This window comes from Streptomyces sp. NBC_00663 (genome assembly GCF_036226885.1).
Classification (GTDB): domain Bacteria; phylum Actinomycetota; class Actinomycetes; order Streptomycetales; family Streptomycetaceae; genus Streptomyces.
In genome coordinates this window covers 6,640,026-6,664,879 of the sequence record NZ_CP109027.1, presented here as the reverse complement: position 1 = coordinate 6,664,879, position 24,854 = coordinate 6,640,026, and the positions used below count along the sequence as shown (strand labels likewise).

The 24,854-nt window shown below is 70.4% G+C and carries 21 protein-coding genes; 9 read left to right on the top strand and 12 right to left on the bottom strand.

All coding sequences use genetic code 11. From position 1 onward, the window contains the following. Positions 1-432 precede the first annotated feature (432 nt). Both OG866_RS30375 and OG866_RS30370 read left to right on the top strand, forming a co-directional pair. Positions 433-1,425, top strand: coding sequence for a serine hydrolase domain-containing protein (locus OG866_RS30375; protein ID WP_329339591.1), 993 nt, complete (start codon positions 433-435; stop codon positions 1,423-1,425). Between the two features lie 271 nt (positions 1,426-1,696). Then, complete coding sequence (locus OG866_RS30370; protein ID WP_329339590.1) at positions 1,697-2,467, top strand: intradiol ring-cleavage dioxygenase; 771 nt, start codon at positions 1,697-1,699, stop codon at positions 2,465-2,467. 92 nt (positions 2,468-2,559) lie between these two features. On the opposite strand, the gene OG866_RS30365 is transcribed toward OG866_RS30370, so the two are convergent. Together OG866_RS30365 and OG866_RS30360 are read right to left on the bottom strand one after the other, a co-directional pair. Then, a complete protein-coding gene (locus tag OG866_RS30365) occupies positions 2,560-3,486 on the bottom strand; it encodes a hypothetical protein (protein ID WP_329344376.1) in 927 nt (308 codons plus the stop codon). Between the two features lie 150 nt (positions 3,487-3,636). Beyond that, positions 3,637-4,152 (bottom strand): putative immunity protein, encoded by a 516-nt coding sequence (locus OG866_RS30360; RefSeq protein WP_329339589.1) that lies wholly within the window; start codon positions 4,150-4,152, stop codon positions 3,637-3,639. Between the two features lie 287 nt (positions 4,153-4,439). Between OG866_RS30360 and OG866_RS30355 the strand changes: the two genes are divergently transcribed. Then, positions 4,440-5,177 carry a hypothetical protein gene (locus tag OG866_RS30355; protein WP_329339587.1) on the top strand — a complete coding sequence of 246 codons (738 nt, stop codon included), beginning with the start codon at positions 4,440-4,442 and terminating at the stop codon, positions 5,175-5,177. A 21-nt stretch (positions 5,178-5,198) separates the two neighbouring features. On the opposite strand, the gene OG866_RS30350 is transcribed toward OG866_RS30355, so the two are convergent. From OG866_RS30350 to OG866_RS30340, 3 genes are all read right to left on the bottom strand, one after another. Continuing rightward, a complete protein-coding gene (locus OG866_RS30350; RefSeq protein WP_329339585.1) occupies positions 5,199-5,855 on the bottom strand; it encodes a DUF4360 domain-containing protein in 657 nt (218 codons plus the stop codon). 298 nt (positions 5,856-6,153) lie between these two features. Continuing rightward, positions 6,154-7,065, bottom strand: coding sequence for a sulfite exporter TauE/SafE family protein (locus OG866_RS30345; RefSeq protein ID WP_329339584.1), 912 nt, complete (start codon positions 7,063-7,065; stop codon positions 6,154-6,156). Positions 7,066-7,221: 156 nt separating this feature from the next. Further along, positions 7,222-7,692 carry an RrF2 family transcriptional regulator gene (locus tag OG866_RS30340; RefSeq protein ID WP_329339582.1) on the bottom strand — a complete coding sequence of 157 codons (471 nt, stop codon included), beginning with the start codon at positions 7,690-7,692 and terminating at the stop codon, positions 7,222-7,224. A gap of 93 nt (positions 7,693-7,785) precedes the next feature. Between OG866_RS30340 and OG866_RS30335 the strand changes: the two genes are divergently transcribed. Continuing rightward, the gene (locus tag OG866_RS30335; protein ID WP_329339581.1) at positions 7,786-10,416 is read left to right on the top strand and encodes a beta-galactosidase; all 2,631 of its coding nucleotides are present in this window, start codon (positions 7,786-7,788) and stop codon (positions 10,414-10,416) included. A 34-nt stretch (positions 10,417-10,450) separates the two neighbouring features. Beyond that, a complete protein-coding gene (locus OG866_RS30330) occupies positions 10,451-11,569 on the top strand; it encodes a hypothetical protein (RefSeq protein WP_329339580.1) in 1,119 nt (372 codons plus the stop codon). Between the two features lie 4 nt (positions 11,570-11,573). Here OG866_RS30330 and arfA read toward each other — a convergent pair whose 3' ends face one another. The 5 genes from arfA to OG866_RS30305 form a co-directional block, all read right to left on the bottom strand. Beyond that, positions 11,574-13,088 (bottom strand): arabinosylfuranosidase ArfA, encoded by a 1,515-nt coding sequence (gene arfA, locus OG866_RS30325; protein ID WP_329339579.1) that lies wholly within the window; start codon positions 13,086-13,088, stop codon positions 11,574-11,576. A gap of 67 nt (positions 13,089-13,155) precedes the next feature. Beyond that, complete coding sequence (locus OG866_RS30320; protein WP_329339577.1) at positions 13,156-14,127, bottom strand: arabinan endo-1,5-alpha-L-arabinosidase; 972 nt, start codon at positions 14,125-14,127, stop codon at positions 13,156-13,158. Beyond that, positions 14,124-14,981, bottom strand: a complete 858-nt coding sequence (locus OG866_RS30315) for a carbohydrate ABC transporter permease (RefSeq protein ID WP_329339576.1) — start codon at positions 14,979-14,981, stop codon at positions 14,124-14,126. The genes OG866_RS30320 and OG866_RS30315 overlap by 4 nt, the downstream gene beginning before the upstream one ends. Next, on the bottom strand, positions 14,978-15,916 hold the full coding sequence (locus OG866_RS30310; RefSeq protein ID WP_329339574.1) for a carbohydrate ABC transporter permease: 939 nt from the start codon (positions 15,914-15,916) through the stop codon (positions 14,978-14,980). The genes OG866_RS30315 and OG866_RS30310 overlap by 4 nt, the downstream gene beginning before the upstream one ends. Then, positions 15,913-17,262, bottom strand: coding sequence for an extracellular solute-binding protein (locus tag OG866_RS30305; RefSeq protein ID WP_329339572.1), 1,350 nt, complete (start codon positions 17,260-17,262; stop codon positions 15,913-15,915). The genes OG866_RS30310 and OG866_RS30305 overlap by 4 nt, the downstream gene beginning before the upstream one ends. A 287-nt stretch (positions 17,263-17,549) precedes the next feature. Between OG866_RS30305 and OG866_RS30300 the strand changes: the two genes are divergently transcribed. The 3 genes from OG866_RS30300 to OG866_RS30290 are packed head-to-tail and all read left to right on the top strand — an operon-like array spanning position 17,550 to position 20,786. After that, on the top strand, positions 17,550-18,146 hold the full coding sequence (locus tag OG866_RS30300) for a toxin-antitoxin system, toxin component family protein (protein ID WP_329339570.1): 597 nt from the start codon (positions 17,550-17,552) through the stop codon (positions 18,144-18,146). A gap of 44 nt (positions 18,147-18,190) precedes the next feature. Then, positions 18,191-19,375: an MAB_1171c family putative transporter gene (locus OG866_RS30295; RefSeq protein ID WP_329344375.1), complete on the top strand. Its 1,185-nt coding sequence runs from the start codon at positions 18,191-18,193 to the stop codon at positions 19,373-19,375. Next, the gene (locus tag OG866_RS30290; protein ID WP_329339567.1) at positions 19,368-20,786 is read left to right on the top strand and encodes an NAD(P)/FAD-dependent oxidoreductase; all 1,419 of its coding nucleotides are present in this window, start codon (positions 19,368-19,370) and stop codon (positions 20,784-20,786) included. The genes OG866_RS30295 and OG866_RS30290 overlap by 8 nt, the downstream gene beginning before the upstream one ends. A 64-nt stretch (positions 20,787-20,850) precedes the next feature. On the opposite strand, the gene OG866_RS30285 is transcribed toward OG866_RS30290, so the two are convergent. Beyond that, positions 20,851-21,708: an SMP-30/gluconolactonase/LRE family protein gene (locus OG866_RS30285; RefSeq protein WP_329339565.1), complete on the bottom strand. Its 858-nt coding sequence runs from the start codon at positions 21,706-21,708 to the stop codon at positions 20,851-20,853. Continuing rightward, complete coding sequence (locus OG866_RS30280; RefSeq protein ID WP_329339563.1) at positions 21,705-22,478, bottom strand: IclR family transcriptional regulator; 774 nt, start codon at positions 22,476-22,478, stop codon at positions 21,705-21,707. Before OG866_RS30280 ends, OG866_RS30285 begins: the two co-directional genes overlap by 4 nt. A gap of 282 nt (positions 22,479-22,760) precedes the next feature. Between OG866_RS30280 and OG866_RS30275 the strand changes: the two genes are divergently transcribed. Beyond that, complete coding sequence (locus OG866_RS30275) at positions 22,761-24,821, top strand: TerD family protein (protein WP_329339562.1); 2,061 nt, start codon at positions 22,761-22,763, stop codon at positions 24,819-24,821. Positions 24,822-24,854 lie beyond the last annotated feature (33 nt).

Here is a 24,854-nt window from a genome sequence, read left to right as displayed (position 1 = left end):
GAGACGTCGGTGGAGTGGATCGTGTACAGGTCGTCGACGACCTTGCCGTCGGTGGTGACGCCCACGACGTCCGCGTACTTGACCTGGGAGGCGCCGGGGCCCATGCCGCCGCCCCCACCGCCACCCGGTCCGCCGGAGGGCATACCGCTGGGGGCGCCGTTCGGGGCCGCGGAGGAGCTCGCGGAGTCGGCTGCCGAGTCGGCGGAGGAGCCCGATGAGCAGCCGGTCATGGTCGCCACGGCGGCGACGCCACCGGCGAGCAGCGCCTTGTTCATGAACCAGCGGCGGCTGCGTTCGGCTTCTGGGGTGCGGGGGCGGTGTCCATGTCCGTGCCCGTGTCCGTTTCCGTGCATACGGAGGAGGATCGGGGGCCTACCTGAAGCGTTCCTGGGCGAAGTCTGTGGACGAGGGGGCTGCGGTGCGGTCACTAGCATGGCCGCTGTGGATCTTCAGGAGCTGATGAACGAGCAGGCCGGTCTGAGTGCTGTCCCGGCGGTGGTGGCGGGGGCGTCGCGGGCGGGGATACGTACGACGGCGACGCGCGGGACAGCCGGGGACGTGGCGCCGGAGTCGTGCTTCCGTATCGCGTCGCTGACGAAGGTCTTCACCTCCGCGGCCCTGGTCCGCACGCTGCGGGACAAGGGCGTACCGCTGGACACCCCCGCCGTCGACCTGCTGCCCGCCCTCGCGCCGGACTGGCGGGCGGACACGCGCCTCACCGTCGCCCAACTGCTGGGCCAGGTGTCCGGCCTGCGCGAGTCGGTGGACGCGGCGACGGTGAAGGCGCTGGGCGAGGGGGACGACGCGCACCTGGAGGCGGCGCGGCTGGTCGTCCGCGTCGGGAACGAGCGGGCGCCCGGGACGCGTTGGTCGTACTACAACGGCAACTACTTCCTGGCAGGCGCGATCCTCGCGACCCTGAGCGGTACGACGTACGAGAACGCGCTGCGGGAGTCCACCCTCACCCCCTGGCACCTGAGCCAGACGGGCTTCACCACCCCTCCGACGACCGCCGTCCCCGGCTGGGACGGTACGGCCGAACTCCCGCCACTTCCCTACCCCCGCACCCGGCGCCCCAGCGGCGGCCTGTGGTCGTCGGTGCCGGAGCTGCTGGCGGTGGGCGAGGCCCTGCTGACCACGGACCGCCCCCTCCTGGAGGAGATCCGCCGCCCGCGCACCCGCCCCGACGACCCGATGACATACGGCCTCGGATGGGCACTGGGCCCCTCGGGCCAGCTGTACCTCAACGGACGCCTGCCCGGCTATCGGGCCGCGATGGTCCTGATCCCGGACCACGACTACGTGAGCGTGACCCTCGTCGACGAGCAGAACACCCTGCCCGCTGCGGCGAGCCTGCTGAGCGCCATGCAGCAGCCCCTCACAGGGGACGACATCGCGGGGTTGATCGACGACTTCGCGGCCTGAGAGGGTCGCGGCGCGCGTTTCGTCGGGCGGCATTCGGACATTGCGTTGCGCGCGGCTGACGTAAGGCGGGAGCGGGCAGCGGCGCGCAGACTCGGCAAACGGGATCGCCGACCGGATCATCGACAGCCGGTGCATCGAGGCGCCCCGGAATGGCCCTGGTCAGAGCCTTTTGACGTCCGCCGATCACCGTGTCCTGCACAGCTCTTGACGCTCCGTCACTTTGCCTAACTGACAGCCCTCCGACAGCATGCGTTTCTACGGTGCCGTGTCCATGACAGACACTTCGGAAGCAACCCCCACCCCGGTCGGGCGCCGCACCGTTCTGATCGCAACCGGCGCCACGGCAGCGGCAGTTGCCGTAGGCGCCGCCGCGCCCGAAGCCCCCACAGCCGACGCGGCCGACCACACCGCCCCTGTCGCCGCCGCGGCCGTCTGCACCCTCACGAAGGAGATGACCGAAGGCCCCTACTACCTGGACGGCGCGCTCGTCCGCTCCGACATCCGCGAGACGAAGACCGGCTTCGTCCTCAAGCTCGCGCTCACCGTCGTCAACGACGACACCTGCGCGGCGATCCCCAACGCCCTCGTGGAGATCTGGCACGCCGACGCGCTCGGCGAGTACTCCGGCTACGTCGGCAACAACGGCCACAACGAGTCCGACAACGGCACGTTCCTGCGGGGCGGTGTCCTCACCAACTCCAGCGGCGTCGCCAACATCACCACGGTGTACCCGGGTTGGTACCGGGGACGCTGCGTCCACATCCACGTCAAGGTCCACACCGGCGTGACCCTCACCTCGGACGGCTCCTTCACCGGCGGCACCGAGGTCCACACCGGCCAGCTGTTCTTCGACGAGACGATCACGGCGAGAGTGGGCGCGCTGTCCCCGTACTCGGCGAACACGGTCACCCGCACGACACTGGCCCAGGACTCGATCTACGACGACGCCGGCGCATCCTCCGGCCTCCTGACCCTGACGGCGATCGGCAGCTCACCGTCATCCGGGTACACCGGCACGCTGACCCTCGGCGTGGAGGTCTGACCCAGCCCCTCCCGCGATGCCACACCTCCCTGGGTCCCGCTGCCGGCGGCGGGCCCCAGGGAGACCGCGTGCCGCCGATGACTGCCGGACAGTCAGTCCTGTCGCGGACCGGTCCCCGGAACATCCGCATCCTCAGGATCCTCGACGAACAGATCCTCGGCCCGCTCGACCGTGCGGGACCGCTCCAACCAGGCGTCCACGCGGTCAAGGTCGGTGCAGCTGGTGATGCGCTCACGCACGCTGTCCGACACGGAGATGCCGCGCACCTCCAGTACGAACAGAACCCCCTTGGCCTCGCCTCGGGCCTCACCTGTGGCTTCGCCGTCGGCCTTGCCCTCCAGGTAGGCCGTCTCACGAACCGTCCCCCGGCCGGGGAAGTAGCTGACGAACGACATGATTCCCTTCCATTTCTCTGCGGCTGGGGTGTCACCCAGGTTGATTTCCAGGAACTCGAAGAAGTACTCGGCGGTGCCGGAATCGGTCTCCCTGAGTTCCTGAAGGGCGCTGCCGATGGCTTCCAGTATGGCGTCACACTCCGGGCTGCGGGCGTGCGCCAAGGCCGAGAGCACAGCGAGCGCGAGGTTCTTCGCCACGGTCCTGGCGTTGGTGATCACCGGCAGGTTGTCCGGCCCGGCGACGAGCGGATACACCCGGAGCGCCGTCCAGCCACGCGCACCGCAGTCGAAAGGCCCCGCTGCCCATTTGGCCGTGGCCCGGTCCTGACAGACCACGAGAAGCAGCACGGGCAGACGGTACTTCGCCTGGAGATATGCGACGTAGTACGCCCAACTCGCCTCCTTGCCCATGACCTTGGCCGACTGCGCCTCGATGGCGAGCAGAAAGTCATCACCGTCGGACGGGCCGATGCGCAGTACGGTATCCACGCGGCGCTCCAGCGGCCGGGTCTCCGTCACGTCCGTGGTGACGGCGTCCACGGTCGCCTTCGCGGACAACGGGACGCCCAGCGCTCCGAACACGGGTGCCAGGATCTCGGGCCGCTCCTGAAAGATCCGGTGCATACCCTCATGAGCTGAAGTGACCATGCGCGCAACGTAGATCGGACCCCGGACAAGCCACCCGGGGAACCAGAACCCGTTCACCCTTTCGAGCGGCGCCGAAACGTTCAGCTCCGACCGGGCGTCGTCATCGGAGCGGCCGTCTCGGCAGCCTCAGCAGTCAAACACCGACCAGCAGATGTCGTTGCGCAATCGCTGGTCGTCGAGTACCAGCTCGCGAATCGCTTCCGGGAGCTGGTCGCGCTGCCACTGGCATTCGAGTCGCCCTGCGGCCTCACTCTCATCTTTTGGCGCGGCTGCGCGTGCGGCCTTGATCGCATAGGCAGCCGCGCCAAGCTCGTGCGCGGCGACGTGTGCGACGACTGCGGCTTGACCTGCGGCGTAAGCGGCATGCCGTGCTGCGCCGCGCAGGTCGCGAGCGGCGCCCATTGCATGGCCGCCCGCCGCGCGGGCCTGCATCATCTTGACCTCGCCACGGACCCAGGCGCGGGCATGCTCGATCGCCTGGCGCGGGCGTGGGTCCTCAGGCTGGGCCGACTCGAAGAGGTCAAGGACGTGCTCCGCGCAAGATGCCGCCCAAAGGGCGAGGAGATGGTGATCCGAATCAGTGAGGGTCCCACCGCGGCGGATCGTCACGAAGCGAGGGTCTCTGACCTTCGGGAGGATCATGGTTAGCCGTCCTTCCTTCTGACGCCCGTCCGATCATGCCGCCACGGCAACCGGACCACAGCTACAGCAGCGGCAGCGGCAGCAAGGGCGACATGCCAATCTGACCGTCGACCTCGAACCGCTCGCCATCGCCGCCGGTGTCGTGGAGAAGCGCGGCGGCATCTCCTACAGCGCCCGGAACCAGAACCAGCTCCGCAAGTCAGTCCAAGGACAGGTCGACTGCATTCGTCGCGTCCACCCGTTCCTCACCGACCCCACCACAGCCGAGACCTTGATGCGGAGAGCCGATGCTCGTGAGTGGCGTCTCCCGCAGGCCGACTCGCCAGCGTGACAGGGCCGGGCGCCGAGTACGCGCTCTGGCTGACCTGAGCTTCCGGGGGCTGGCCCTGGTCGTGCTGGCGGCCGGGTTCCTGGGCCTGTGTTCCACCCTGTTCCCCGCCCGCGCCGGGGTGCCCGAGCTGTTGCGGGACCTGCGGAGCGGGGACGTATCCGTCGTGCAGGTCGTCAGCCCGGACATCGGCGAGGTGCGGGTCTTCTGGTCCACCGGCTATCTGGGGGACCACGCGTTCACGTATCACTACGACGTCAGCTCCCTGGAGCCGGCGGCCGAGCAGTTCGCGGCGGACATCAAGAGACAGTTGGGCGAGCAGGCCGCAAGTGTGACCTTCGAGGAGAGCGACCCGTTCGACGCTCTGGGCTTGCTCGATGTCCTCATCCCCGTCATGTACTGGTTCGTCATGCCCCACTTCGCCTGGCCGGTCGCGGTGTGCTGCATCGCCGCCCTCGCCTGCATGGTGTGCAGGAGCGACCTACGCACTCCCAGCGCGGGATATTGGCTGCTCACCTCGCTGGTCTTCGGGTTCGGCTTCCCGGCGTACTTCTGGTCGGAACCCCGTCCGCTGTGGTCCCGCCACGCCGCGGGAGACCGGCCACGTATGACCGGTCTCCGGCTGGCGGGGGCGACCGTCTGCTGGGCGGTGGTGGGCATGGTCATGCTGCTGACCATGGCCCTCTCTCGACGCTGACGGCCTACGCCGACGCCTGCGTCACGCCTCCGGACACTCCTTCCACGCCAAGTGGTACACCGTGCTGATGTCCCCGTCCGTCGAGTCCATCGTCATGAAGCTGACCTTGTTCGCGGACGTCGAGCCCGCCGCGACCCTCAGCTCCGTGTTGATGTTGAAGTTGCGCTGGACTCCGCAGGGCGCCCAGACCAGTTGGGCCCAGTCGGTTGTGTCGGTCGCCTGCCAGTTGTCGTTGTAGGGGCCGTTGAAGGGGTGGTTGCGGGACGCCGTGTTCGGGGAGCCCTGGAAGTAGTACGAGGCTCTCTGGGTGCCGGTCGCGCCGGACTGGAGTGCGGCGAAGCCTCGGTAGTCCGCGCTGGCGATGGCGTACGTGAAGCCTTGCGGGACGTGGACGATCAGGTTCAGCTGGCAGTTCTTGCGGAACGCCGTGGGGTCGGAGCCGCCGCCCGCCTGGGCGAGGTACTCGCTGTAGGTCACCGTGAAGGCCGTGTTGTCCTCGGAGACGGCGACCGCCGTCGTACCGGCCGGGCAGCCCGAGCCGTTCACCGTCGCGACCTTGATGACGATCTTGTCCGGCGGCGGGTCCTCGAATCCGCCGGACGACGTGGCGGCCTGCGCCGGTAGTGCCGTGGTGAGCAGAGCGGCTACCGCACCGCTCAGCAGGAGCCCACGAGTCATGGTCTCTCCATGGGGGGTTGGGGGGTGGTGTCTTGCAACCCGGAACCGTAGGGACAGACCGACGACAGAGGCAGGGTGAACTCAAGCCATTCACAGACGCGGTTTTCACAGCATCTTCACAGTGTCCGAACTCTGCCGACATAAGCGGCCGTTGGCCCAAAGAACCCGAAGAGCAGCAGGCACCCGGCGGTCAGCTGCCCGACGAGAACCTCGTGCACACCGAGGTCCAGACGCCGGCGTGTCCGACGGTTACGCCGCCACCCTCACCGTGGGCGTCAACAGCGACCGACCCTCGCGGTCATGCGCTGACGGGCTGCCGCTCCCCCGCGTGCCCGGTCTCCGCCGCCCGCTCCCGACGGTAGGCACGGATCGAGTACGTGAGGGCGGCGGCCCACACCGCGTACAGCAGCACGTACACCACCGCGCTCACGCCGCCGCCCGCCCCGATCCAGTCGCTCCTCAGCAGCGTACGGACGTTGGTGACGATGATGACTCCGCCGACCGCCGAGCCCAGCACCCGCGGCGGGACCAGGCGGACCAGCCAGGCGGCGACCGGCGCGGCGATCAGGCCGCCGAGGAGGAAGGCGAGGACCCAGGTCCAGTCGAGGCCCTGGGAGCCGAGGGAGAAGAGGAAGCCGAGGCTCGCCGCCAGCGCCACCAGGAACTCGCTGGTGTCGATCGAGCCGATCACCTTGCGGGGCTCCATCCGGCCGCTCGCCAACAACGCCGGTGTACCCACCGGGCCCCAGCCGCCCCCGCCGGTAGCGTCCAGGAACCCGGCGACCAGGCCGAGCGGCGTCAGGAACCGTTTCCGCAGTGGCTGGCCCAGACGGTCCTTGGGGAGGCCGCGGAAGGTGAAACGGGACATGACGTACAGGCCGAGGCCGAGCAGGATCAGCGACATCACCGGCTCCGCCACCTCCGTGGACAGCTTCGACAGGACCGTCGCGCCGAGGAACGAGCCGATCGCGCCGGGAACGCCGATCCTCGTCACGACCTTCCAGTCGACGTTGCCGAAGCGCCAGTGGCTGGCGCCGGACATCAGCGTCGTACCGATCTCGGCGAGGTGGACCGTGGCCGAGGCCGCGGCCGGATTCGTCCCCATGGCCAGCAGCAGGGTCGTGGAGGTCACGCCGTAGGCCATGCCGAGGCTGCCGTCCACGAGCTGGGCGCCCAGGCCCGCGAGGGCGAGCAGTATCAGCGTGCGCATAGAGGGAGGTCCCGTCCGTCGTTCCTGCGTTTCCGGGTTTTCCCACCGGTGAGGTAGGGATGAACGGGACGCGACGGTAGGGCGTCAAACTGAGTACAGCCTTAGACCCGGATGAGGACGTTCACAGGGACCGGCCGAAAAATCCCTCCACCGCCCTTACGGGTTCTCCCAGGCGGCCGGCTCCGCGGCCAGCCGCTGCACCGGCTCCGGCAGCGCGTCCGCCGCGATGTCCGCGATCGTCACGCCCTCCAGGATGCGGCGCACGTTCGCGCGCAGGGCGATCCACAGGGGCAGGAGGGGCTGGGCGGAGCCCGTGTACGCGAGGCCCGTCGGCCGTTCGCCCCGTACCGACACGATCGGGCCGTCGACCGTCCGGATCACGTCGGCCACCGTGATCTTCGCCGCGTCCCGGGCCAGCGTGTACCCGCCGTTGCCGCCGCGCCTGCTGTCGACGACCCCGCCGCGGCGCAGGTCGCCGAGGATGCCTTCGAGGAACTTGTGCGGAATGTCCTGCGCGACGGCGATGGTCTCCGCCTTCACGGGAGTCTTCACAGGTCCGCCGCCCTGTCGTACGGCGAGCTCCAGTACCGCTCGTACCGCGTAGTCCGCCCGTGCCGAGATCCTCATACGGACCATTGTGAGGTGTGCCGCCCCGGGCATGGAGAATGGTCCCTCACTCGCGTCCCGGGAAACGCAGGCACAACAGGAGGCGACGCTCGCGTGGAGCTCAGCAGACGAACTTTCAGCACCCTCGCCGGTACGGCCGCGCTCGGCTTCGCGCTGGCCGGCAGCGGCGGTGCGCTGCCCGCGCGGACGGGTCCCCGCGTCGTGCCCACGGGGCCGCCGCCGGCTCCGCCCGTCGTCGACGGGGTCGCGCACACGGTCGGCCACGACCGCTACTCCCTGGTGGTCGACGGGCGGCGGCTGACGCTGTGGCCGGGCGAGCTGCATCTGTTCCGGCTGCCCAGCCCCTCGCTGTGGCGGGACGTGCTGGAGAAGGCGCGGGCGCACGGCTACAACGCCGTCAGCCTCTCCGTCGCCTGGAACTACCACTCCCCCGCCCCCGGCACCTACGACTTCACCGGCGTCCGGGACCTCGACCGCTTCCTGCGCACGGCCGCCGAGACCGGGCTGTACGTCGTCCTGCGCCCCGGCCCTCACCTCGGCGCCGACATCGACGCGGGCGGCTTCCCGGGCTGGCTGACGGCGACCGAGGGGCGGGCCAGGACCACCGACCCGACGTATCTGGCGTACGCCGACGAGTGGCTGACGCGGGTGAACGCGATCGCCGCCCGGCATCTCTACACCAAGGGCAAGGGCACGGTCCTGCTGTACCAACTGGAGCAGGCCGAGGACACCGCCTACCTCTCCCACCTCCACAAGAAGGTGCGGGCCGACGGCATCGACGTACCCCTGTCCGTACCGCGGTCTACCCTCACCGGCCTCCCGAGCCCGTCGATGGCGTACGGCGGGACGTCCTGGGGCTGGCTGCCCGCGCCGCAGCTCTCCACCACGTCGTACGACGACGGAGCGGCCCTCGGCGCGGGGCGGCGGCCCACCGCCGCGCTCGGGCCGGCCCACCGGCTCGGCCAACTGCTGCGGACCGTCCCGGACTTCGCCAAGCTGGACCGGGCGAAGGCCGTGAAGTCGCCGGGCGGACGGCTGGAGGTGCGGCACCTGGCCAACCGCGACACCGACTCCCAGGTGTACGTGGTGCGCAACGACTCCGCCAAGGCCGTGTCCACCCCGCTGCCGGGCGCCGGGATCGAGGTGCCGGTCAATGTCGCACCCCATGACACCAAGGTGCTCAGCACCGGGCTCAGGCTCGGTGGGCGGACCTTGCGGTACGCCACCGCCCAGCTGATGTTCTTCCTCTCCGCCGGGCGGCAGGACATCGCCGTGTTCGCGGGGCGGTACGGCGACATGGCACAGGTCGTCCTGGAGTGCCCGGAGGAGCCCACGGCGACCCGGCTGGACGCGGAACCGGCGTGGATCTACGACCGTGGGCTGCTGCGGGTGACCTGCCCGCTCGGCGTCGGTGAACTGGCCCGCGTGAAGGTGGAGAACGGCGGCTCCGACCGGCCGTTGCTGCTGCTGTTCGCCGACGACGCGACCGCGCTGCGGCTGTGGCCGTACGAGACGCCCTCCGGATCGGTGCTGGTGTACGGGCCCTCGCTGGTGCGGCACGCCCGGCTCCAGGACACCACCGTCCATCTCACCGGCGACACCACCAAGTTGACCGGCCTTGAGGTGTGGGGGCCGCGCGGTGTCGAGCGGGTGACCTGGAACGAGCGGCCGGTGCCCTCCCGGATCAGCGCCACCGCCAGCCTCCTCGCCCTGCAACCGCTCCAGGGGCAGGGGCCGGTGGCGCTGCCCGCGCTGGAGGGCTGGCGGCGGAAGACCGAAAACCCGGAGTCCGCACCGGACTTCGACGACTCGGCATGGGTGAAGGCCGACAAGAAGACCTCCTTCAGCACCACCCCCGTCCTCGACGGACAGCCCGTCCTCTTCGCCGACGACTACGGCTTCCACTACGGCGACGTCTGGTACCGGGGCCGGATCACCGACGCCGAGGACCTCGACTCCGTCTCGCTCGCCTACAGCACCGGCACTCAGGGGCTGTTGATGGCCTGGCTGGACGGGAAGCCGCTCGGCACCCACCGGATGCCGGCGCCGGACACCGGGACGGCCCGGCAGGGCACCTGGACGGACACGGCCGTCTTCGAGGTGCCGAAGAAGCTGCGGGAGCGGGAAGAACATGTGCTGTCCGTGCTCGTCCGGCGGATGGCGCACGACACCGACGAGACGTCCCGCGACACCCACAAGGCGGCTCGCGGGCTCACGTCGGTCCGCTTCAAGGGGGCTTCCCCGGAGGTCAGTTGGCGACTCCAGGGCGCCGGGGCCACCGACCCCGTGCGGGGGCCGCTCAACAACGGCGGACTGCACGGCGAGCGGGAGGGCTGGCATCTGCCCGCCTTCGACGACAGGGCGTGGGAGGCCGTGAAGCTGCCGCGGGGCGACCGCCGCCAGGGAGTCACCTGGTACCGCACCGGCTTCCGGCTCGCCGTCCCCGCCGGCGTCGACGCCTCGGTCGGACTCACCCTCGAAGACGATCCGAAGCGTGCCTACCGGGTGCAAATCTTCCTCAACGGCTGGAACATGGGCCAGTACGTCAACGACACCGGCCCCCAGCACACCTTCACCCTGCCGAACGGCATCCTGCGCACCCGGGGCAGCAACTCCCTTGCCCTGGCCGTCCTTTCGGACGGCACGACCGAGGCGGGCCCGAAGGACGTACGGCTGACCCTGCTGGGCGCGTCGGCGGGCGGGGTGCCGGTGGAGAACGTCTGAGAACGTCTGTGAACGTCTGAGGAGGGAGAACCTCGTGCGAAGACGGCGATTCATCAGCGGGTTACTCGGGGCGGGGGCCGGAGCCGGGCTCGTCTCGTCCAGCGGCGGAACGGCTGCCGGGGCGGTCACCGTGCGGGCCGCCACCGGCCCGCACGACTGGCAGCCGGTCCCCGCCCCCCAGTGCGCAACCGCCGCTCAACTCCTCGCGGTCGCGGCGGCCGGTCCCGATCTCGCCTGGGCCGTCGGCGAGGAGGGCCGCAACGGCTCCACGCGCGGCAAGCCGCTCGCCCTGGTGTGGGACGGCCAGGCCTGGACCCGCCTCGACCTCGCCCACCTCGGCTTCTCCGGCGGCTATCTGCGCTCCGTCGCCGGGTCGTACGGCGCCGCGTGGGCCGTCGGCACCGACAGCGGCGGCGTCGCCCGCCTCCTTGGCTGGGACGGCACGACCTGGCAGGAGGCCGACTTCGCCGGACGGTCGGCCTCCGGGACGACCCTCACCTCCGTCACACTCGACGCCGACGACCGCGTATGGCTGTCGGGCCGCAACAGCGACGGCAGTGTGCTGCTGCGCGGTGACACGGACGGCTGGCTGTGGCTGCCCCGGCCACCGAGCGGCGCCACGGCCACCCCAGCCGGGCTACGGGTGACGCGCGACGGCAATGTCTGGGTGTACGACAGCGCGCTCATCGCCCGCTGGGACCACGAGGAGTGGACCGAACTGCCCGCACCGGCGGGCCTGCGCCCCTATGTCACCGGGCTGCTCCCGGTCGCCGACGACGACATCTGGCTCACCGGCTGCGACTACGGCGTGGGCGGCCCGCCCGGCAAGCCCCCGGGCGTCACCCTCCGGCACTGGGACGGCAGTGCGTGGAGCTACGTCACGACCCCGTTCACGGTCGGCATACTGACCGGGATCGTCGACGACGGGCTCGGCGGCCCGGACCGCATCGCGGGCTGGGACTTCTGGGACCAGACCCGCTCCCACCACCTCCGCTGGGAGGCGGGGAGCTGGGTGAGCGAGCGCGGGCCCACGTCCTCAACCTCCGTGCTGGTGAACGCACTTGCCCCGGTACCCGGCGCGGGCGGGTACTGGGCCGTCGGCATGACGCCTTCGTCCCCGTACCCGCCCGCGCAGGTGTACATCGAGCGGTGAGCCGCTAGGCGATCCGGATCACGTTCCACGACAGCGGTTCGAGTACGGCGGTCAGGGTGCCGTCCGTGAGGGCGGTGCCCTCGACCGGGTGCGGGGCGACCCGCTCCGGCTCGGCGAGGGTGTTGCGGGCGTCCGGGTCGGCGTCGGCGAGGGCGCTGTGCTCGACGACGGTCGTCAGGTTCAGGCCGCTCAGGGCGACTTCGAGGGGCAGCGCCTGCGTCCGGCTGCGGTTGACGGCGAAGACGGTGACCGCGCCGTCCTGCGCGCGCACGGCGGTGGCGTGCAGCAGGTCGGTCTCGCCGTACTTCTTCGTCTCGTACGTCGGCGAGTCGACCCGCACGTCGAGGACCTCGCCACGGCCGTACTGGGCGGCCTGCGCGAACGGGAAGAACGTCGTCTGCCGCCATGCCTTGCCGCCCGGCTCGGTCATGATCGGGGCGATCACGTTGACCAGCTGCGCGAGGCAGGCGACGGTGACACGGTCGGCGTGCCGGAGCAGGGCGATGAGGAGGGAGCCGAAGACGACGGCGTCGGTGACGCTGTAGCTGTCCTCAAGGAGGCGCGGGGCCTCGGGCCAGTCGTCCTGCGCGAACTCCTTGGCGCGCGCCTCCCACTCGGGCAGGTACCAGACGTTCCACTCGTCGAAGGAGAGGTTGATCTTCTTCTTCGACTTGAGCCGGGCGCCCACGTGGTCGGCGGTCGCGACCACGTTCTCGATGAAGGACTCCATGTCGACGGCGGAGGCGAGGAAGGAGTCGACGTCCCCGTCCTCCGGCCAGTAGTAGGCGTGGAGGGAGATGTAGTCGACGAGGTCGTACGTCTCCTTCAGGACCGTCGCCTCCCACTCGGCGAAGGTCGGCATGGACTGGCTGGAGGAGCCGCAGGCGACGAGCTCGACCTTCGGGTCCTGCTGGCGCATGGCGCGGGCCGTCTCGGCGGCGATCCGGCCGTACTCCTCGGCCGTCTTGTGGCCGGTCTGCCAGGGGCCGTCCATCTCGTTGCCCAGGCACCACAGGCGGATGCCGTACGGGTCCTTGTCCCCGTGGGCCGCGCGGAGTTCGGAGAGGGCGGTGCCCTCGCCGTGGTTGGCGTACTCCTGGAGCTCCAGCGCCTCGGCGACGCCCCTGGTGCCGAGGTTGACGGCCATCATGGGCTCGGCCTGGGGGCCGACCTTGCGCAGGAAGTCGATGTACTCGGCGAGGCCGAAGCGGTTGGTCTCCGTGGAGTGCCAGGCGAGGTCGAGGCGGCGCGGGCGGTCCTCCACCGGGCCGACGCTGTCCTCCCACTTGTAGCCCGAGACGAAGTTGCCGCCGGGGTAGCGGATGGCGGTGACGCCGAGTTCCCTGACCAGGTCCAGGACGTCCTGGCGGAGGCCGGCTTCGTCGGCGGTGGGGTGGCCCGGTTCGAAGATGCCGGTGTAGACGCAGCGGCCGAGGTGTTCCACGAAGGAGCCGAAGATACGGGGGTTGACCTCGCCGACGGTGAAGGCGGGGTCGAGGGTGAAGCGGGCGGTGCTCATGCTTGCCTTTCGAGGTTGCGTTGTGTCTGCGGGTGAGTGGGGGCTGGTCGCGCAGTTCCCCGCGCCCCTAAAAGACCCCAGGCCAGCCGTCCTTCGTCCAGCTGAGCCGGTTGATCCCTAGCTTTGGTGTGCCTGCGTCCTCTGCGTCGTAGTAGTGGTACGCCAGCCAATCCTGGCCCTTGTCCTGGAAGACCGACTGGCCGCCCGTGCCGATGTAGCGGCCGTGGCCCTCCAGGAGCAGGTCGCCGCCGCCCTCCAGCATGGGCTTGCCCGTGCTGTCCACGTACGGGCCCTCCACGTCCGTCGCGCGGCCCACCTTGATCTTGTAGGTGGAGTTCACTCCGGCGCAGCAGGCGTCGTAGGAGGCGAAGAGGTAGTAGTAGCGGCCGTGTTTGACGATGTACGGGCCCTCGACGGCGTAGGGCAGGTCGGGGCGGGTCGCCAAATGGTCGACCGTCGCGCCCTCGACTGCCTTGCCGGTCACCGGGTTCAGTTCGACCATGCGGATGCCGCTCCAGTACGAGCCGAACGCCATCCACAGCTTGCCGCCGGCCTTGATGACGCCCGGGTCGATGGCGTTCCAGGAGTCGGTGGTCTCCGAGGAGAAGACCTTGCCGTGGTCGGTCCAGGTGCCGGGGAGGCCGGAGTCGGAGGTGGCGACGCCGATCGCGGAGTGGTTGGTGCCCCAGGACGAGACGGCGTAGTACAGCCAGTACGTGCCCGCCCGGTAGGAGATGTCGGGGGCCCACGGGTCGCCGGTGTTGTTGTACTCGTACCACCAGCTCGGCGGTTCGGCGAAGGCGTTGCCCGCGTCGTCCCACTGCTTGCCGTCCTTCGACAGGCGGGCGCCGATGACGCCGCCGGTCGAGTAGGCCACGTAGCCGCCGGACTTGAGCTTGATGACGGTCGGGTCGTGGATGATCTGCTGGCCGGTGATGGGGCGGGGGTCGGGGTAACTCTCGGCGGACTGCGCCGCGTTCGGGAGCAGGGCGAGGACCGTCGCCGTGGCCACGGCGGTGAGGGCTCTGCGCAGGGTCACTGTCCCGCCAATCCCGTGTGGGCGACGCCCGCCACGATCTGCCGCTGGAAGAAGACGAAGACGACGATCAGGGGCAGGCCCGCCATCAGGCCGCCGGCCATGAGCTGGGCCCACTGGATGCCGTAGGAGTTCATGACGGTCGCGATGCCGTTCGGCATGGTCATCAGGTCGGGGTTGTTGGTCACCATGTACGGCCACAGGAAGTTGTTCCAGGAGGCGATGAAGGTGAAGATGCCGACCGCCGCGAGGGAGGGGCGGGCCAGCGGGACGACGATGGTGAAGAAGACGCGCCAGCGGCCCGCGCCGTCGATGAAGGCGGCCTCCTCCAGTTCGCGCGGGATGCCCTGGAAGAACTTGTAGAGGATGTAGACCATCGCGGCGGGCGCGCACTGCGGCAGGATCATGCCCCAGTAGGTGTCGACCATCCCCATCTGCTGGACGGTGGTGAACAGGGGGACACCGAGGACGGCCGGGGAGACCATCAGGCCCGACATCACCACGCCCATGAGCAGGGACTTGCCCCTGAACTCGGTGCGGGCGAAGCCGTATCCGGCCAGCGCGCTCACGATCAGCACGATGGTGGTCACGCATACCGAGACGACGAGCGAGTTGACGAACCAGTTGCCGACGTTGCCGGTCTCCCACAGGGACTTCCAGGCCTGGGTCGTCCACACCTTCGGCAGCCAGTGCGGCGGGATCTCGGCGGCCTCCGCCTCGGACTTGAGGGAGGTGAACAGGGCGGCGGCGATCGGGGCCATGAAGACGACGGAGACGGCCGCGCCGATCAGGGTGAGGACGATCTGGCTCGGCGTCCAGGGCTTGCGGGTCTTGAGCCGTACCTGGGTGGCACTCATCGGGTGCCCTCCTCACGGGTGCGCAGCAGCGCCATCCGGCCCAGGGCGACGGCGGCGATGATCACGAAGAAGATGATGGACATCGCGGAGGCGTAGCCCACGCGGTAGGCGGTGAAGCCCTGTTCGAGGGTGTACTGGACGAAGGAGCGGGTGGAGAGCTCCGGTCCGGGGCCGAAGTCCATCATCACGACGGCCTGGTCGAAGAGCTGGAGCGAGGCGAGGATCTGGAGCGCGATCACCAGGCCGGTGATGTTGCGCAGCATCGGCAGGGTGATGTGGACCATGCGGTGCCAGGCGTTGGCGCCGTCCAGCTTGGCCGCCTCGTAGAGGTGGCCGGGGATGCCCTGGAGGGCGGCGAGGTAGAGCAGGAAGCTGAAGCCGACCGTCCACCACAGGGTGGTGATGACGATGGCGAGCATGGCGTAGGACTTGTCGGTCAGCCAGGGGGTGTCGAGGCCGAAGGTCTCGTTGAACAGGCCGATGCCCTGGGTGAACAGCCACTGCCACATGTTGGCGGCGACGGTGGACGGGAGGAGGAAGGGCGCGAAGAAGCACAGGCGCCACAGCCATTTGCCGCGCTCGATGTGGTGGGCCAGCATCGCGAGCAGGAAGGCCAGGAGCGTGATGCAGGGGACGACGAGGAGCGTGAAGTAGGCGCTGTGGCCGAGCGCGTCCCACATCGCCTGGTCGTTCAGGGCCTCGCGGTAGTTGTCGAGGCCGACGAAGCTCGCGCCCTCGCCGGAGATGTTGGCGTCCGTGAAGCTGAGCCAGACGCCGCGCAGCAGCGGCCAGACCACGAACACGGCGAAGAGCGCCAGGAACGGGGCGATGAACCAGCCGCCGTGCTGGAAGCCCTGCTTGCGGCGGACGGTCGCGGCGGCGGTCGCGGTCTTCGCGCGGGCCGGTACGGCGACGGTCTGAGCACTGGTCGTCATGCGACCGCACCTCCCTGCGCGGCGGTCCTGCCGTCCATCGGGTTCTTGGACGCGAGGAGCTTGGTGAGATGGCTCTTCATGGTCTGGGCGACCTTGTCGGGCTTGGCGGAGCCCATCGTCGAGGAGACGACGACCGGGCCGAGGTCCTGGGCGAGGACGCCGGTGGAGCCCGCGAACCACACCTTGGGCTCGGTGGCCTGGTGGTCCATGGCGCTGACGTACTCGTTCTGCGGGGTGAGCTTCTTGTACGCGGCCGTGGAGAGCGTCGGCGTGTACGCGGGGATGTGGCCGCCGGCCGCCCACTGCTGGGCGTGCTGGACGACGTAGGCGGCGAGCTGGTGGGCGCCGTCGTTGGTGGCGCCGCCGCGGCCGGCCTGGTGGGGCAGGACGAAGGCGTGCGACTCGGCGTGGGTGGCCTGCTTGCCGAAGACGGGCGGCAGCGGGGTGGCGCCGTAGTCGAGCTTGGCCCCGGAGAAGACCGGGACGGACCAGTTGCCCTCCCAGGTGAAGGGGGCGCCGTTGATGAACTGTTCGCCGGTGGGGGCGCCGGGGATGACATAGCCGTCGGTGACGTGCTGCCGGAGGAACTCCAGGACCTGGGTGGCCTTGTCGGGGTCGAAGAGCACCTCGGTGTTCTCGGCGTTGAACCACTCGCCGCCGAGCTGGGTGTAGAAGGCGACGAAGAACCACCACTGGAAGTTCTGGTCGTTGGTCCACAGGCCGATGGTCTGGAGGCCCTTCTTCTGGACCGCCTTGGCCTTCTTCAGCACGTCGAACCACTCGGTGGTGGAGCCCACCGGGATCATGCGGCCGTCGTCGCCGAGCAGGCCGGCCTTCTTCAGCACGTCCTTGCGGTAGAAGCAGAGCTGGACGTGGATGTCGAGCGGCAGGGCGTAGAGCTTGCCGTCGATGACGCCGCGCTTCCACAGCGCGGGGTTGAAGTCCTGCTCCCGTACGCCGTACTTGGCGAGCAGGTCCACGTCCCAGGGGTCCAGGAGGCGCCCCGGTGAGAAGCCGGTGACCCGGCCCATGTGCATCACGCCCAGTTCGGGGGCGCGGTTGCCCGCGGCGGCCATGGCGAGCTTGGTGTAGAAGGGGTTGCCCCACTGGAGGGTGGAGTCCTTGACCGCGATGTCGGGGTGTTCCTTGCGGAAGGCGTCCAGCATCGTGATCATGTTGGCGCCGTCGCCGCCGCTGAAGAGGTTCCAGTACCGCACGCGGGTGTCCGCGCCGGAGGCCAGTGCGTCGGCACCCGTCCCGAGCGCCGCGAAACCGAAGCTGCCCGCGACGGCGAGTCCGCCCGCCGCGGTCAGCAGTTGCCTGCGATTCAGGTCAGGTCGTCCCATTGCCTGCCCTTACTTTCCGAGTTCAGAGAAACGTGTCAGTTGTTCGGTATATCGAAAGGCGCCCGTAACTTCGAACGGGACCGTAGATAGGAAGCGCTTGCACGTCAATGGTCCGGACAGGATTTTCAGAACCCCGGAGATCGTTCCCACCTGCTGACAACGCTGTCCGGGACGGTTCAGGCCATGTCGTTCCCGCTTGAACGATCGCTCGCCGGATCGCATGACGCGGGCACTTCCCGCCGCGTACTCTCGGACGGACTGCCGTGCGGTGGTGAGAAGGGGGATCGATGGACATCGCGGGCGCGCGCAGGAGTTCGGGGCGGATCGCCGCGGCGCTGCGGCGGGCGAGAAGCGGTTCTGCCATGCGCGATCTGGCGGGCGAACTCGCCGCCGCCGTACGGGCCGCACCGCGGCCCCCGACCGGGGTGCACGAGGTGTGCCGGGCGCTGTGCGAGGCGATGAGCGTGCGCCGCGGCGGACGGCCCGTGGAGCTGCGGTTCGAACGGTTTCCCGACGAGATCGAAGTGACCGGCCTGTGTGTCGAGTTCCAGGACTTCGACCTGATCATCGTCGAGGAGCGCGCCGAGGCGGTGCAGCAACTGGTCATCCTCGGGCATGAGTTGTGGCATCTGCACGCCGGGCACCGGCACGGCGTGGGGTCCGCCGCCGCCCGCGCGCTGGCCGGCGAACCCGACTGGAAGGACGCCCTGACCGTCGCCGCCCGTGACGGCTCCCGGCAGACGGACGAGGCCGAGGCCGACGACTTCGGACACCGCCTCGCGGCCGTCTTCCGGCCCTGTCTGTCGGGCCACGGCGGCCGGCGGCACCTCGAACCGCTGGAGCGGTCCCTGGGCTACCGCGGACGCCGGGGCACCGACAGGTGAGCGACGCCTTCGGCACGCTCGCCGCGGGAAACCTCCTCAGCGGGATGTACGTCTCCTTCTGGCTGCCCACCGCCGTGCTGACCGCGGCCCTGGCGATCAAACTGCCCAGCATCCTCAAGCTGTGGCGGGACCCGCTGCTGCGGGCCGTCGGCGGGCTGCTGCTGTTCGCCTGCGCGGTGTTCGTCTTCGCGGCCCCCTCCACCATCGCCTGGACCAACCGGGTCACCGGCGTCCCCAACATCGCCGCGCCCTGGGTCTACTCGCTGCTCACCGCGCTGTGCGCGTCCTGGCTGCTGCTGGTCGTGCACTGGCGCAACGGCCGTACCGAACGCCATGCCCAGACGCGCCGCGCGACCCGCTGGGTGGTCGCCGCCTACGCGGCCGTCGTCGCCGCGCTGTGGATCCTGTTCGCGCTCGCCGACGTGCCCGTGGAACAGATCCGGGACCTGGACACCTACTACGCCTCCACGCCGTTCATGCGGGAGCTGATCCTCCTCTACCTGACCGCGCACGCCGTGGCCAGCCTCATCACGTCCCGGCTGGTGTGGAACTGGATCCGCACCGACGGCCTCGACGCCTGGCTGCGCTGGGGACTGCGCTTCCTCGGCGTCGGCTTCGGGACGAACCTGCTCTTCAGCGCGGCCAAACTCACGGCCGTGGTGGCCCGTTGGACCGGCCACGACCTGGACTGGCTGAACACCAACGTCGCGCCGTCGGCCGCCTGCATCGCCGCCACCTTCGTCGCGGTCGGCTTCATCGTGCCGCACGCCGGCCAGTACCTCCAGGAGCGCTGGCTGGTCCGCCGCCGCCACCGCGGCCTGGCCCCGCTGGCCCGCCTCATGCGGACCGTCGCCGGCGGCCGCGAACCCCTCGGTCTGCGGGCGACCCCCGAGATGCGCCTCATCCGCCGCGAGACGTTCATCCGCGACACGCTCCTCCAACTCGCCCGCCGCCTCGACGAGGACCTGCGCACCCGGTCCTACGACGCCGCCCGCGCCCTCGGCCTCACGCCCGGCCGCGCTCAGGCCCTGGCCGCCGCCGTGACGATCCTGGACGCGGTGGAGGCCGAGCGGCGCTCCCCCGACGGCGGCGGCACCAGCGCCCCCGACACCACCTACCTGTTGCAGGAGATCCAGGCCGTGTCCCAGGCCCTGCGCAAGCCCGAGGAGATCAAGGCGGTGCGCGCCCGCGCGGCCGTCCCGGCAGAGAGCATGTCCACGCATGAGTGATAGATCTTCCCCAGAGGCGCTCGGAGTCGCTGTGGTGCTCGGGGGGTCGCACACGGGCATGCTCGTGGCCGCCGCCCTGGCCGGGCTCGCCGAGCGGGTCGTCGTCGTGGAACGCGACGAACTGCCCGTGGCACCCGCGCCCCGCAAGGGGCTGCCCCAGGCCCGGCACGCCCACATGCTGTGGTCGGGCGGTGTGCACGCCCTGGAGGAGCTGCTGCCCGGCGCCACCGGGGAACTCCGCGCCGCCGGGGCCCGCCGGGCGCCGGTCACCACGGACATGGTCGTCCTGTCGGCACACGGCTGGTTCCGCCGCTGGCCGGAGTCGCACCACGTCATCCTCGCCGGACGCGATCTCCTCGACGCGACGCTCCGCGCCCGGGTCCTCGCCGACGAACGCGTCGAACTCCTCGACGGGACCGAGGCGTTGGGGCTGGCCGGCACGTCCGAGGCGGTCACCGGCGTCCGGGTGCGCGGGCGCGACGGGCAGGAGCGGGTCCTCGACGCCGGGCTGGTCGTCGACGCGAGCGGACGCGGCTCAAGGGCGCCGCGCTGGCTCGCCGACCTCGGCCTTCCGGCGCCGGAACAGCGCGAGGTCGACTCCGGCCTCGCCTACGCGAGCCGGCTGTACCTGGCCCCCGAACAGGCCCGTGACGGCTTCCCGGTCGTCAACGTCCAGTCCGACGCCCGCGCCGAAGGTCCCGGCCGCGCGGGCTTCCTGCTGCCCATCGAGAACGGCCGCTGGATCGTCACCCTCAACGGCACCCGCGGCGGCGAACCGACCTCCGCGAACGCCTCCGGCGACGACTTCGTCCGCTTCGCCCGCGAGGAGCTGCGGCACCCGCTGATCGGCCAACTCCTCGCGCGCGCCGAGCCGTTGTCGGACGTGGCGTTCACCCGCACGACCGTCAACCGACGGTACTTCTACGAGCGGATGCGGGCGTGGCCGGACAACTTCACCGTCCTCGGGGACGCGCTGGCCGCGTACAACCCCGTCTACGGGCATGGGCTGGCCGTGGGGGCGCAGAGCGCGGTGATCCTTCGGGATGTCGTACGGCGATACGGGTGGGGGGCGCCGGGGGTGTCCCGTCGGGTACAGAAGGCGGTGGCCCGGCCGGTGGGGGCGGCGTGGGATCTGGCGACCGGGCAGGACGTGTTCTGTCCCGGGGCGACGGAGGACGGGCCCACGGGGCGGGACCGGCTCGTGGCCGCGTACGTGGATCGGCTGATGTACGCGGCCACGGGGAACGGGCGGATCGCTCGCCGGGTCACTGATGTGACGTCGTTGGAGCGGCGGGCGGAGGTGTTGTTGGCGCCTTCTGTGTTGCTGGGGGCGTTGGTGGGGCCGTTGAAGCCGACGCTTACTGAGCCGCCTTTGACTGCTGAGGAGTTGAAGGTGGCGGGGATTCAGTAGTGCGTCGGGGGCGGGTGGGTGGGGGCTGGTCGCGCAGTTCCCCGCGCCCCTTGGGGACATGCGGTCATCCGGCGAATGCAGGGTGCCGCAATCCCTTTCCTGCGCCCGGTACCACCAGCAGTGAGCCTGCCACCGGATGCGGGGCCGCCAGCCCCACCCTCGCCGTCGTGATGTACAGGTCCGTCAAATCCGTGCCGCCGAACGCGCACGCCGTGACCCTTGGGGTCGGCAGGGTGATCACGCGGTCCAGGGTGCCCTCCGGGGTGTAGCGGCGGACCGCTCCACCGTCCCACAGGGCCACCCACACGCAGCCGTCCGCGTCGATCGTGAGGCCGTCGGGGAAGCCGGCGCCGTCCTCGATCTCGGCGAAGGGGCGGCGGTTGGAGACCTGCCCCGCCTCGTGGTCGAAGACGTCGACCCGGCGGGTCGGGGAGTCGATGTAGTACATCAGGCGGCCGTCGGGGCTCCAGCCGGTGCCGTTGCTGACCGCGACGTCGTCGAGGACCGTTTCCGCCGTGCCGTCGGCCGTGAAGCGGGACAGGGTGCCGCCGCCGGGGGCCTCGTCGTAGCGCATGGTGCCGGCCCAGAGGGAGCCGTCGGGGGCGATCGCCGCGTCGTTGGCGCGGCGGCCCGGCACCGGCTCGTGGTGGAGCCAGTGGAAGGTGTCGTCCGGGTCGAGGAGGGCCACGCCGTCGCGCAGGTTGAGCACCAGGCCGCCGTTCGCGCGCGGCTTCGCGGCGCCGCCGTGCTGGTCGGTGACGCGGACCGTGCGGTTCCCGGTCGCCGGGTCGTAGCTGTGCAGGCGGGCGCCCAGGATGTCCAGCCAGAGCAGCCGGCCGGCCGCCGCGTCCCAGGTCGGGCCCTCGCCGAGGGTCGCCTCGGCGCGGACGGCGACCTCGTAGGCGTAGGTCTTCGCGGTCATCCCACGCTCCGGTGGCCCAGGCGCTCGGACAGCTCGACGGCGCCCTTGGCGGCGAGCTGCTCCAGCTCCTCGCGGCGGTCCTCGCTCCAGCGGATCATCGGCACCGAGATCGACAGCGCGGCGACGACCCGGCCGGTGCGGTCGCGGACCGGGGCGGCCACGCAGGAGACGTCCGGGTTGGACTCGCGGCGCTCCACCGCGAGACCCCGCTCACGGATCTCGGCGAGGGCCTCGCGCAAGGCGCCCGGGTCGGTGATGCTGTTCGGAGTCATCGCGGCCAGGCCGGCGTCGTCCGGGATACGGGAGCTCAGCTCCGGCTCGGGCAGCGAGGCCAGCAGCATCTTGCCGACGGAGGTGCAGTGGGCGGGCAGCCGGCGGCCGGCGGCGGACACCATGCGCACCGCGTGCGTGGAGTCGACCTTCGCGATGTAGATGACGTCGGTGCCCTCGAGGATGGCCACGTGGACGGTCTCGTCGCAGGTCTCGGCGACCGAGCGGGCGACCTGCTGGCCCTCGGCGGCGAGGTCGAGTTGCTCGGCGTAACGGCTGCCGAGCTGGTACGGGCGTACGCCGAGCCGGTAGCGTCCCGGCTGACCCTGGACCGGGACGATGTACGAGCGCGCGGCGAGCGTGGTCACCAGTTCGTGCACGGTGGTGCGCGGCAGCTGGAGCTTGCGCACGATGTCCGGGGCGGAGAGCGTGCCGTCGCCGTCGAGGAAGAGCTCGAGGATGTCGAGAGCCCGGGTCACTGCGGGTACGAGACGTCCCACGTTCGGCCCCCTCCCTATGAGGTGTCTGTCGGAGTGCGGAGCCTGTCGAGCATCGTAGACGTTGTTCGAGATTTCAACAGGCGATCGGAATAACGAACACAGGTTACTCAACGTGGGTTTGCCGCGGCAATGGTCCTGCGGGACGGGCGTTCCGCGACCGGCCCGTTTCGACGGGAACGGTAACGCGTGCGAGCTGCCGGTACTACTGTGTCCGTGTGTGACACGTCACATTGCGTGGCGGTCTTGGGGGATGCGGTTCCTGGGGGGAATCTCGTGCGCGAAATGACCAAGGGGTCCAATGCTGCCCTGTCGGCGCTGAGTGAGAACACCGGTTCGGTGATCGTCAGCCTGGGCTGGAGCAGTCCGGCGGGGGACGGCGACGCCGATGTGTCCGTCTTACTTCTGGGCCCGAACGGCAAGGTCCGCAGCGACGCGGACTTCTACTTCTACAACAACCCGGTGGCCGCCGACGGCAGCGTGCACCTGCTGGACAAGACGCCCACCGAGGACGGCAACGAGGACCGGATCAGCTTCGACCTGACCGTGGTGCCGCCCGAGGTCGACCGTGTCGTCGTGGCCGCGAGCCGCTACGGCGACGCGCACTTCGGGGAACTGGACGACCTGCGGGTGACCCTGTCCGACGCGGTGGGCGAGAACCTCCTCCGCTTCGCCGTCGACGACCCCGGCAAGGTGAGCGCGATCATCTTCGGCGAGCTGTACCGCCGCGAAGGCCAGTGGAAGTTCCGAGCCGTCGGACAGGGCTACGCGGCGGGGCTGGCCGGCCTGGCGACGGACTTCGGGGTCGACATCGACGACGAGGCGGAGGCCGCCGACGAGGACGCGGCCGGTACGGCGCCCGCGGCGACGCCGGAACCGGCCGGGAACGGCGAGCCGGCCGGCCCGCCCTCGCACTCGGTCCCCGAGCCGGATCCGGCCGAGACCCTGAACGCCGTACCGGCTCCCCGCCGAACCGCCGACGAGACCAGGCCGCGCAGACCGGCCGCCCGGCCGCGCACCGCCAAGAAGCGGGCGGCCCCGCCCAGCGCTCCGCAGAAGTCCCTCGGGGAGAACGACTCCTGGCGTCCCGCCAGGCTCTTTCCGCTCTCCGCGCTCAAGAGCGACCGGGACCGGGAGATGCGCGCCACCTCGGTGCTGCTGTCGGTGATGACCCAGGTACCGCGGTTCGGACGACGGCTCACCGCCGCGTTCGGCGCGCCCTCGGGCCGTATGGAGACCTTCACCGAGGTGTCCCTGCCGCACGGTGACACGCCCCGGCGGCCCGACGGAGTGATCCGTATCGAGCGGGCCGGCAAGTTGTGGACGGCGCTCGTCGAGACCAAGACGAACGGCAACGCTCTCAAGGCCGACCAGGTCCAGGCCTACATGGACATCGCCGCCCGCCGCGGCTACGAAGCCGTGATCACCTTGTCGAACGACGTCGCGCTGGAGGGCACCCCCCTGGTCGACGTCCGGATCGACCGGCGGCGCAAGCACCAGGTGGCGCTCTGGCATCTCTCCTGGGCCGAGGTGGCCCATCAGGCACAGCTGCTGATCCGGCACGAAGGGGTCGGCAACGCGGCGCGCACCTGGCTGCTCCAGGAACTGCTGCACTATCTCCAGCACGAGAACTCCGGCTGCCACGGCTTCCAGAACATGGGCTCCTCCTGGGTGCCGGTACGCAACGGCATCAACGACGAGACCCTCTGCCAGGGCGACCCACGGGCCCTTGAGGTCGTCGAGAGCTGGGAGCGGCTCATCCGTCAGGTGTGCCTCAGGCTCGGTGGCGAACTCGGCCAGAAAGTGCTGCCCGCGCAGCGCGTCAGACGCGGCACCGATCACGGCACCCGCCGGATCCAGCTGGCCGACCAGCTGTGCCTGGAAGGGCGGTTGCAGGCACAGCTGCGCGTCGAGGAGGCGCCCGGTCTGCTCACCGTCGGCGCCGATCTGCGGACCGGCAGACTGCGCACGTCCGTGGAGATCCCCGCACCCGAGCAGGGCTATCCGCTGAGCTGGGCCAAGCGGCTGGTCCGTCGCCTCGCCGAGGCACCGGCCGACCTGCATGTGGAGACCCTGGTCGAGGGTGACGCCCTGGGCCCGCGCGGCACCCTGGAAAGGCTCCGCCCGGAACCCGCGGACCTGCTCCCCAAGAACGGCACGCAGATCACCGGCTTCCGGCTGTCCCTCCTCAAAGGCATGGGCAGCACCCGCGGCAACACCGAGTCCGGCTTCATCCGCAGCGTGGACGACGCCGTGCACCGCTTCTACACGTCCGTGGTGGTCCACCTGGACGGGCCGGTCGCCCGGCGCACCCCCTTGCCTTCCAAGTCCGATGTGGCAAGGTGACGTCACATCGACGGGGCGTCACATCGACGGGTG

What these genes read in the sequence shown, in the direction of transcription:
- OG866_RS30300 (WP_329339570.1), top strand. Translation starts at nt 17,550, where the DNA reads ATGGACATCGCGGGCGCGCGCAGGAGTTCGGGGCGGATCGCCGCGGCG.
- OG866_RS30275 (WP_329339562.1), top strand. Translation starts at nt 22,761, where the DNA reads ATGACCAAGGGGTCCAATGCTGCCCTGTCGGCGCTGAGTGAGAACACC.
- OG866_RS30305 (WP_329339572.1), bottom strand. Translation starts at nt 17,262, where the DNA reads ATGGGACGACCTGACCTGAATCGCAGGCAACTGCTGACCGCGGCGGGC.
- OG866_RS30285 (WP_329339565.1), bottom strand. Translation starts at nt 21,708, where the DNA reads ATGACCGCGAAGACCTACGCCTACGAGGTCGCCGTCCGCGCCGAGGCG.
- OG866_RS30340 (WP_329339582.1), bottom strand. Translation starts at nt 7,692, where the DNA reads ATGAGGATCTCGGCACGGGCGGACTACGCGGTACGAGCGGTACTGGAG.
- OG866_RS30290 (WP_329339567.1), top strand. Translation starts at nt 19,368, where the DNA reads ATGAGTGATAGATCTTCCCCAGAGGCGCTCGGAGTCGCTGTGGTGCTC.
- OG866_RS30365 (WP_329344376.1), bottom strand. Translation starts at nt 3,486, where the DNA reads ATGCACCGGATCTTTCAGGAGCGGCCCGAGATCCTGGCACCCGTGTTC.
- arfA (WP_329339579.1), bottom strand. Translation starts at nt 13,088, where the DNA reads ATGAGCACCGCCCGCTTCACCCTCGACCCCGCCTTCACCGTCGGCGAG.
- OG866_RS30370 (WP_329339590.1), top strand. Translation starts at nt 1,697, where the DNA reads ATGACAGACACTTCGGAAGCAACCCCCACCCCGGTCGGGCGCCGCACC.
- OG866_RS30310 (WP_329339574.1), bottom strand. Translation starts at nt 15,916, where the DNA reads ATGACGACCAGTGCTCAGACCGTCGCCGTACCGGCCCGCGCGAAGACC.
- OG866_RS30350 (WP_329339585.1), bottom strand. Translation starts at nt 5,855, where the DNA reads ATGACTCGTGGGCTCCTGCTGAGCGGTGCGGTAGCCGCTCTGCTCACC.
- OG866_RS30360 (WP_329339589.1), bottom strand. Translation starts at nt 4,152, where the DNA reads ATGATCCTCCCGAAGGTCAGAGACCCTCGCTTCGTGACGATCCGCCGC.
- OG866_RS30315 (WP_329339576.1), bottom strand. Translation starts at nt 14,981, where the DNA reads ATGAGTGCCACCCAGGTACGGCTCAAGACCCGCAAGCCCTGGACGCCG.
- OG866_RS30355 (WP_329339587.1), top strand. Translation starts at nt 4,440, where the DNA reads ATGCTCGTGAGTGGCGTCTCCCGCAGGCCGACTCGCCAGCGTGACAGG.
- OG866_RS30345 (WP_329339584.1), bottom strand. Translation starts at nt 7,065, where the DNA reads ATGCGCACGCTGATACTGCTCGCCCTCGCGGGCCTGGGCGCCCAGCTC.
- OG866_RS30295 (WP_329344375.1), top strand. Translation starts at nt 18,191, where the DNA reads ATGTACGTCTCCTTCTGGCTGCCCACCGCCGTGCTGACCGCGGCCCTG.
- OG866_RS30375 (WP_329339591.1), top strand. Translation starts at nt 433, where the DNA reads ATGGCCGCTGTGGATCTTCAGGAGCTGATGAACGAGCAGGCCGGTCTG.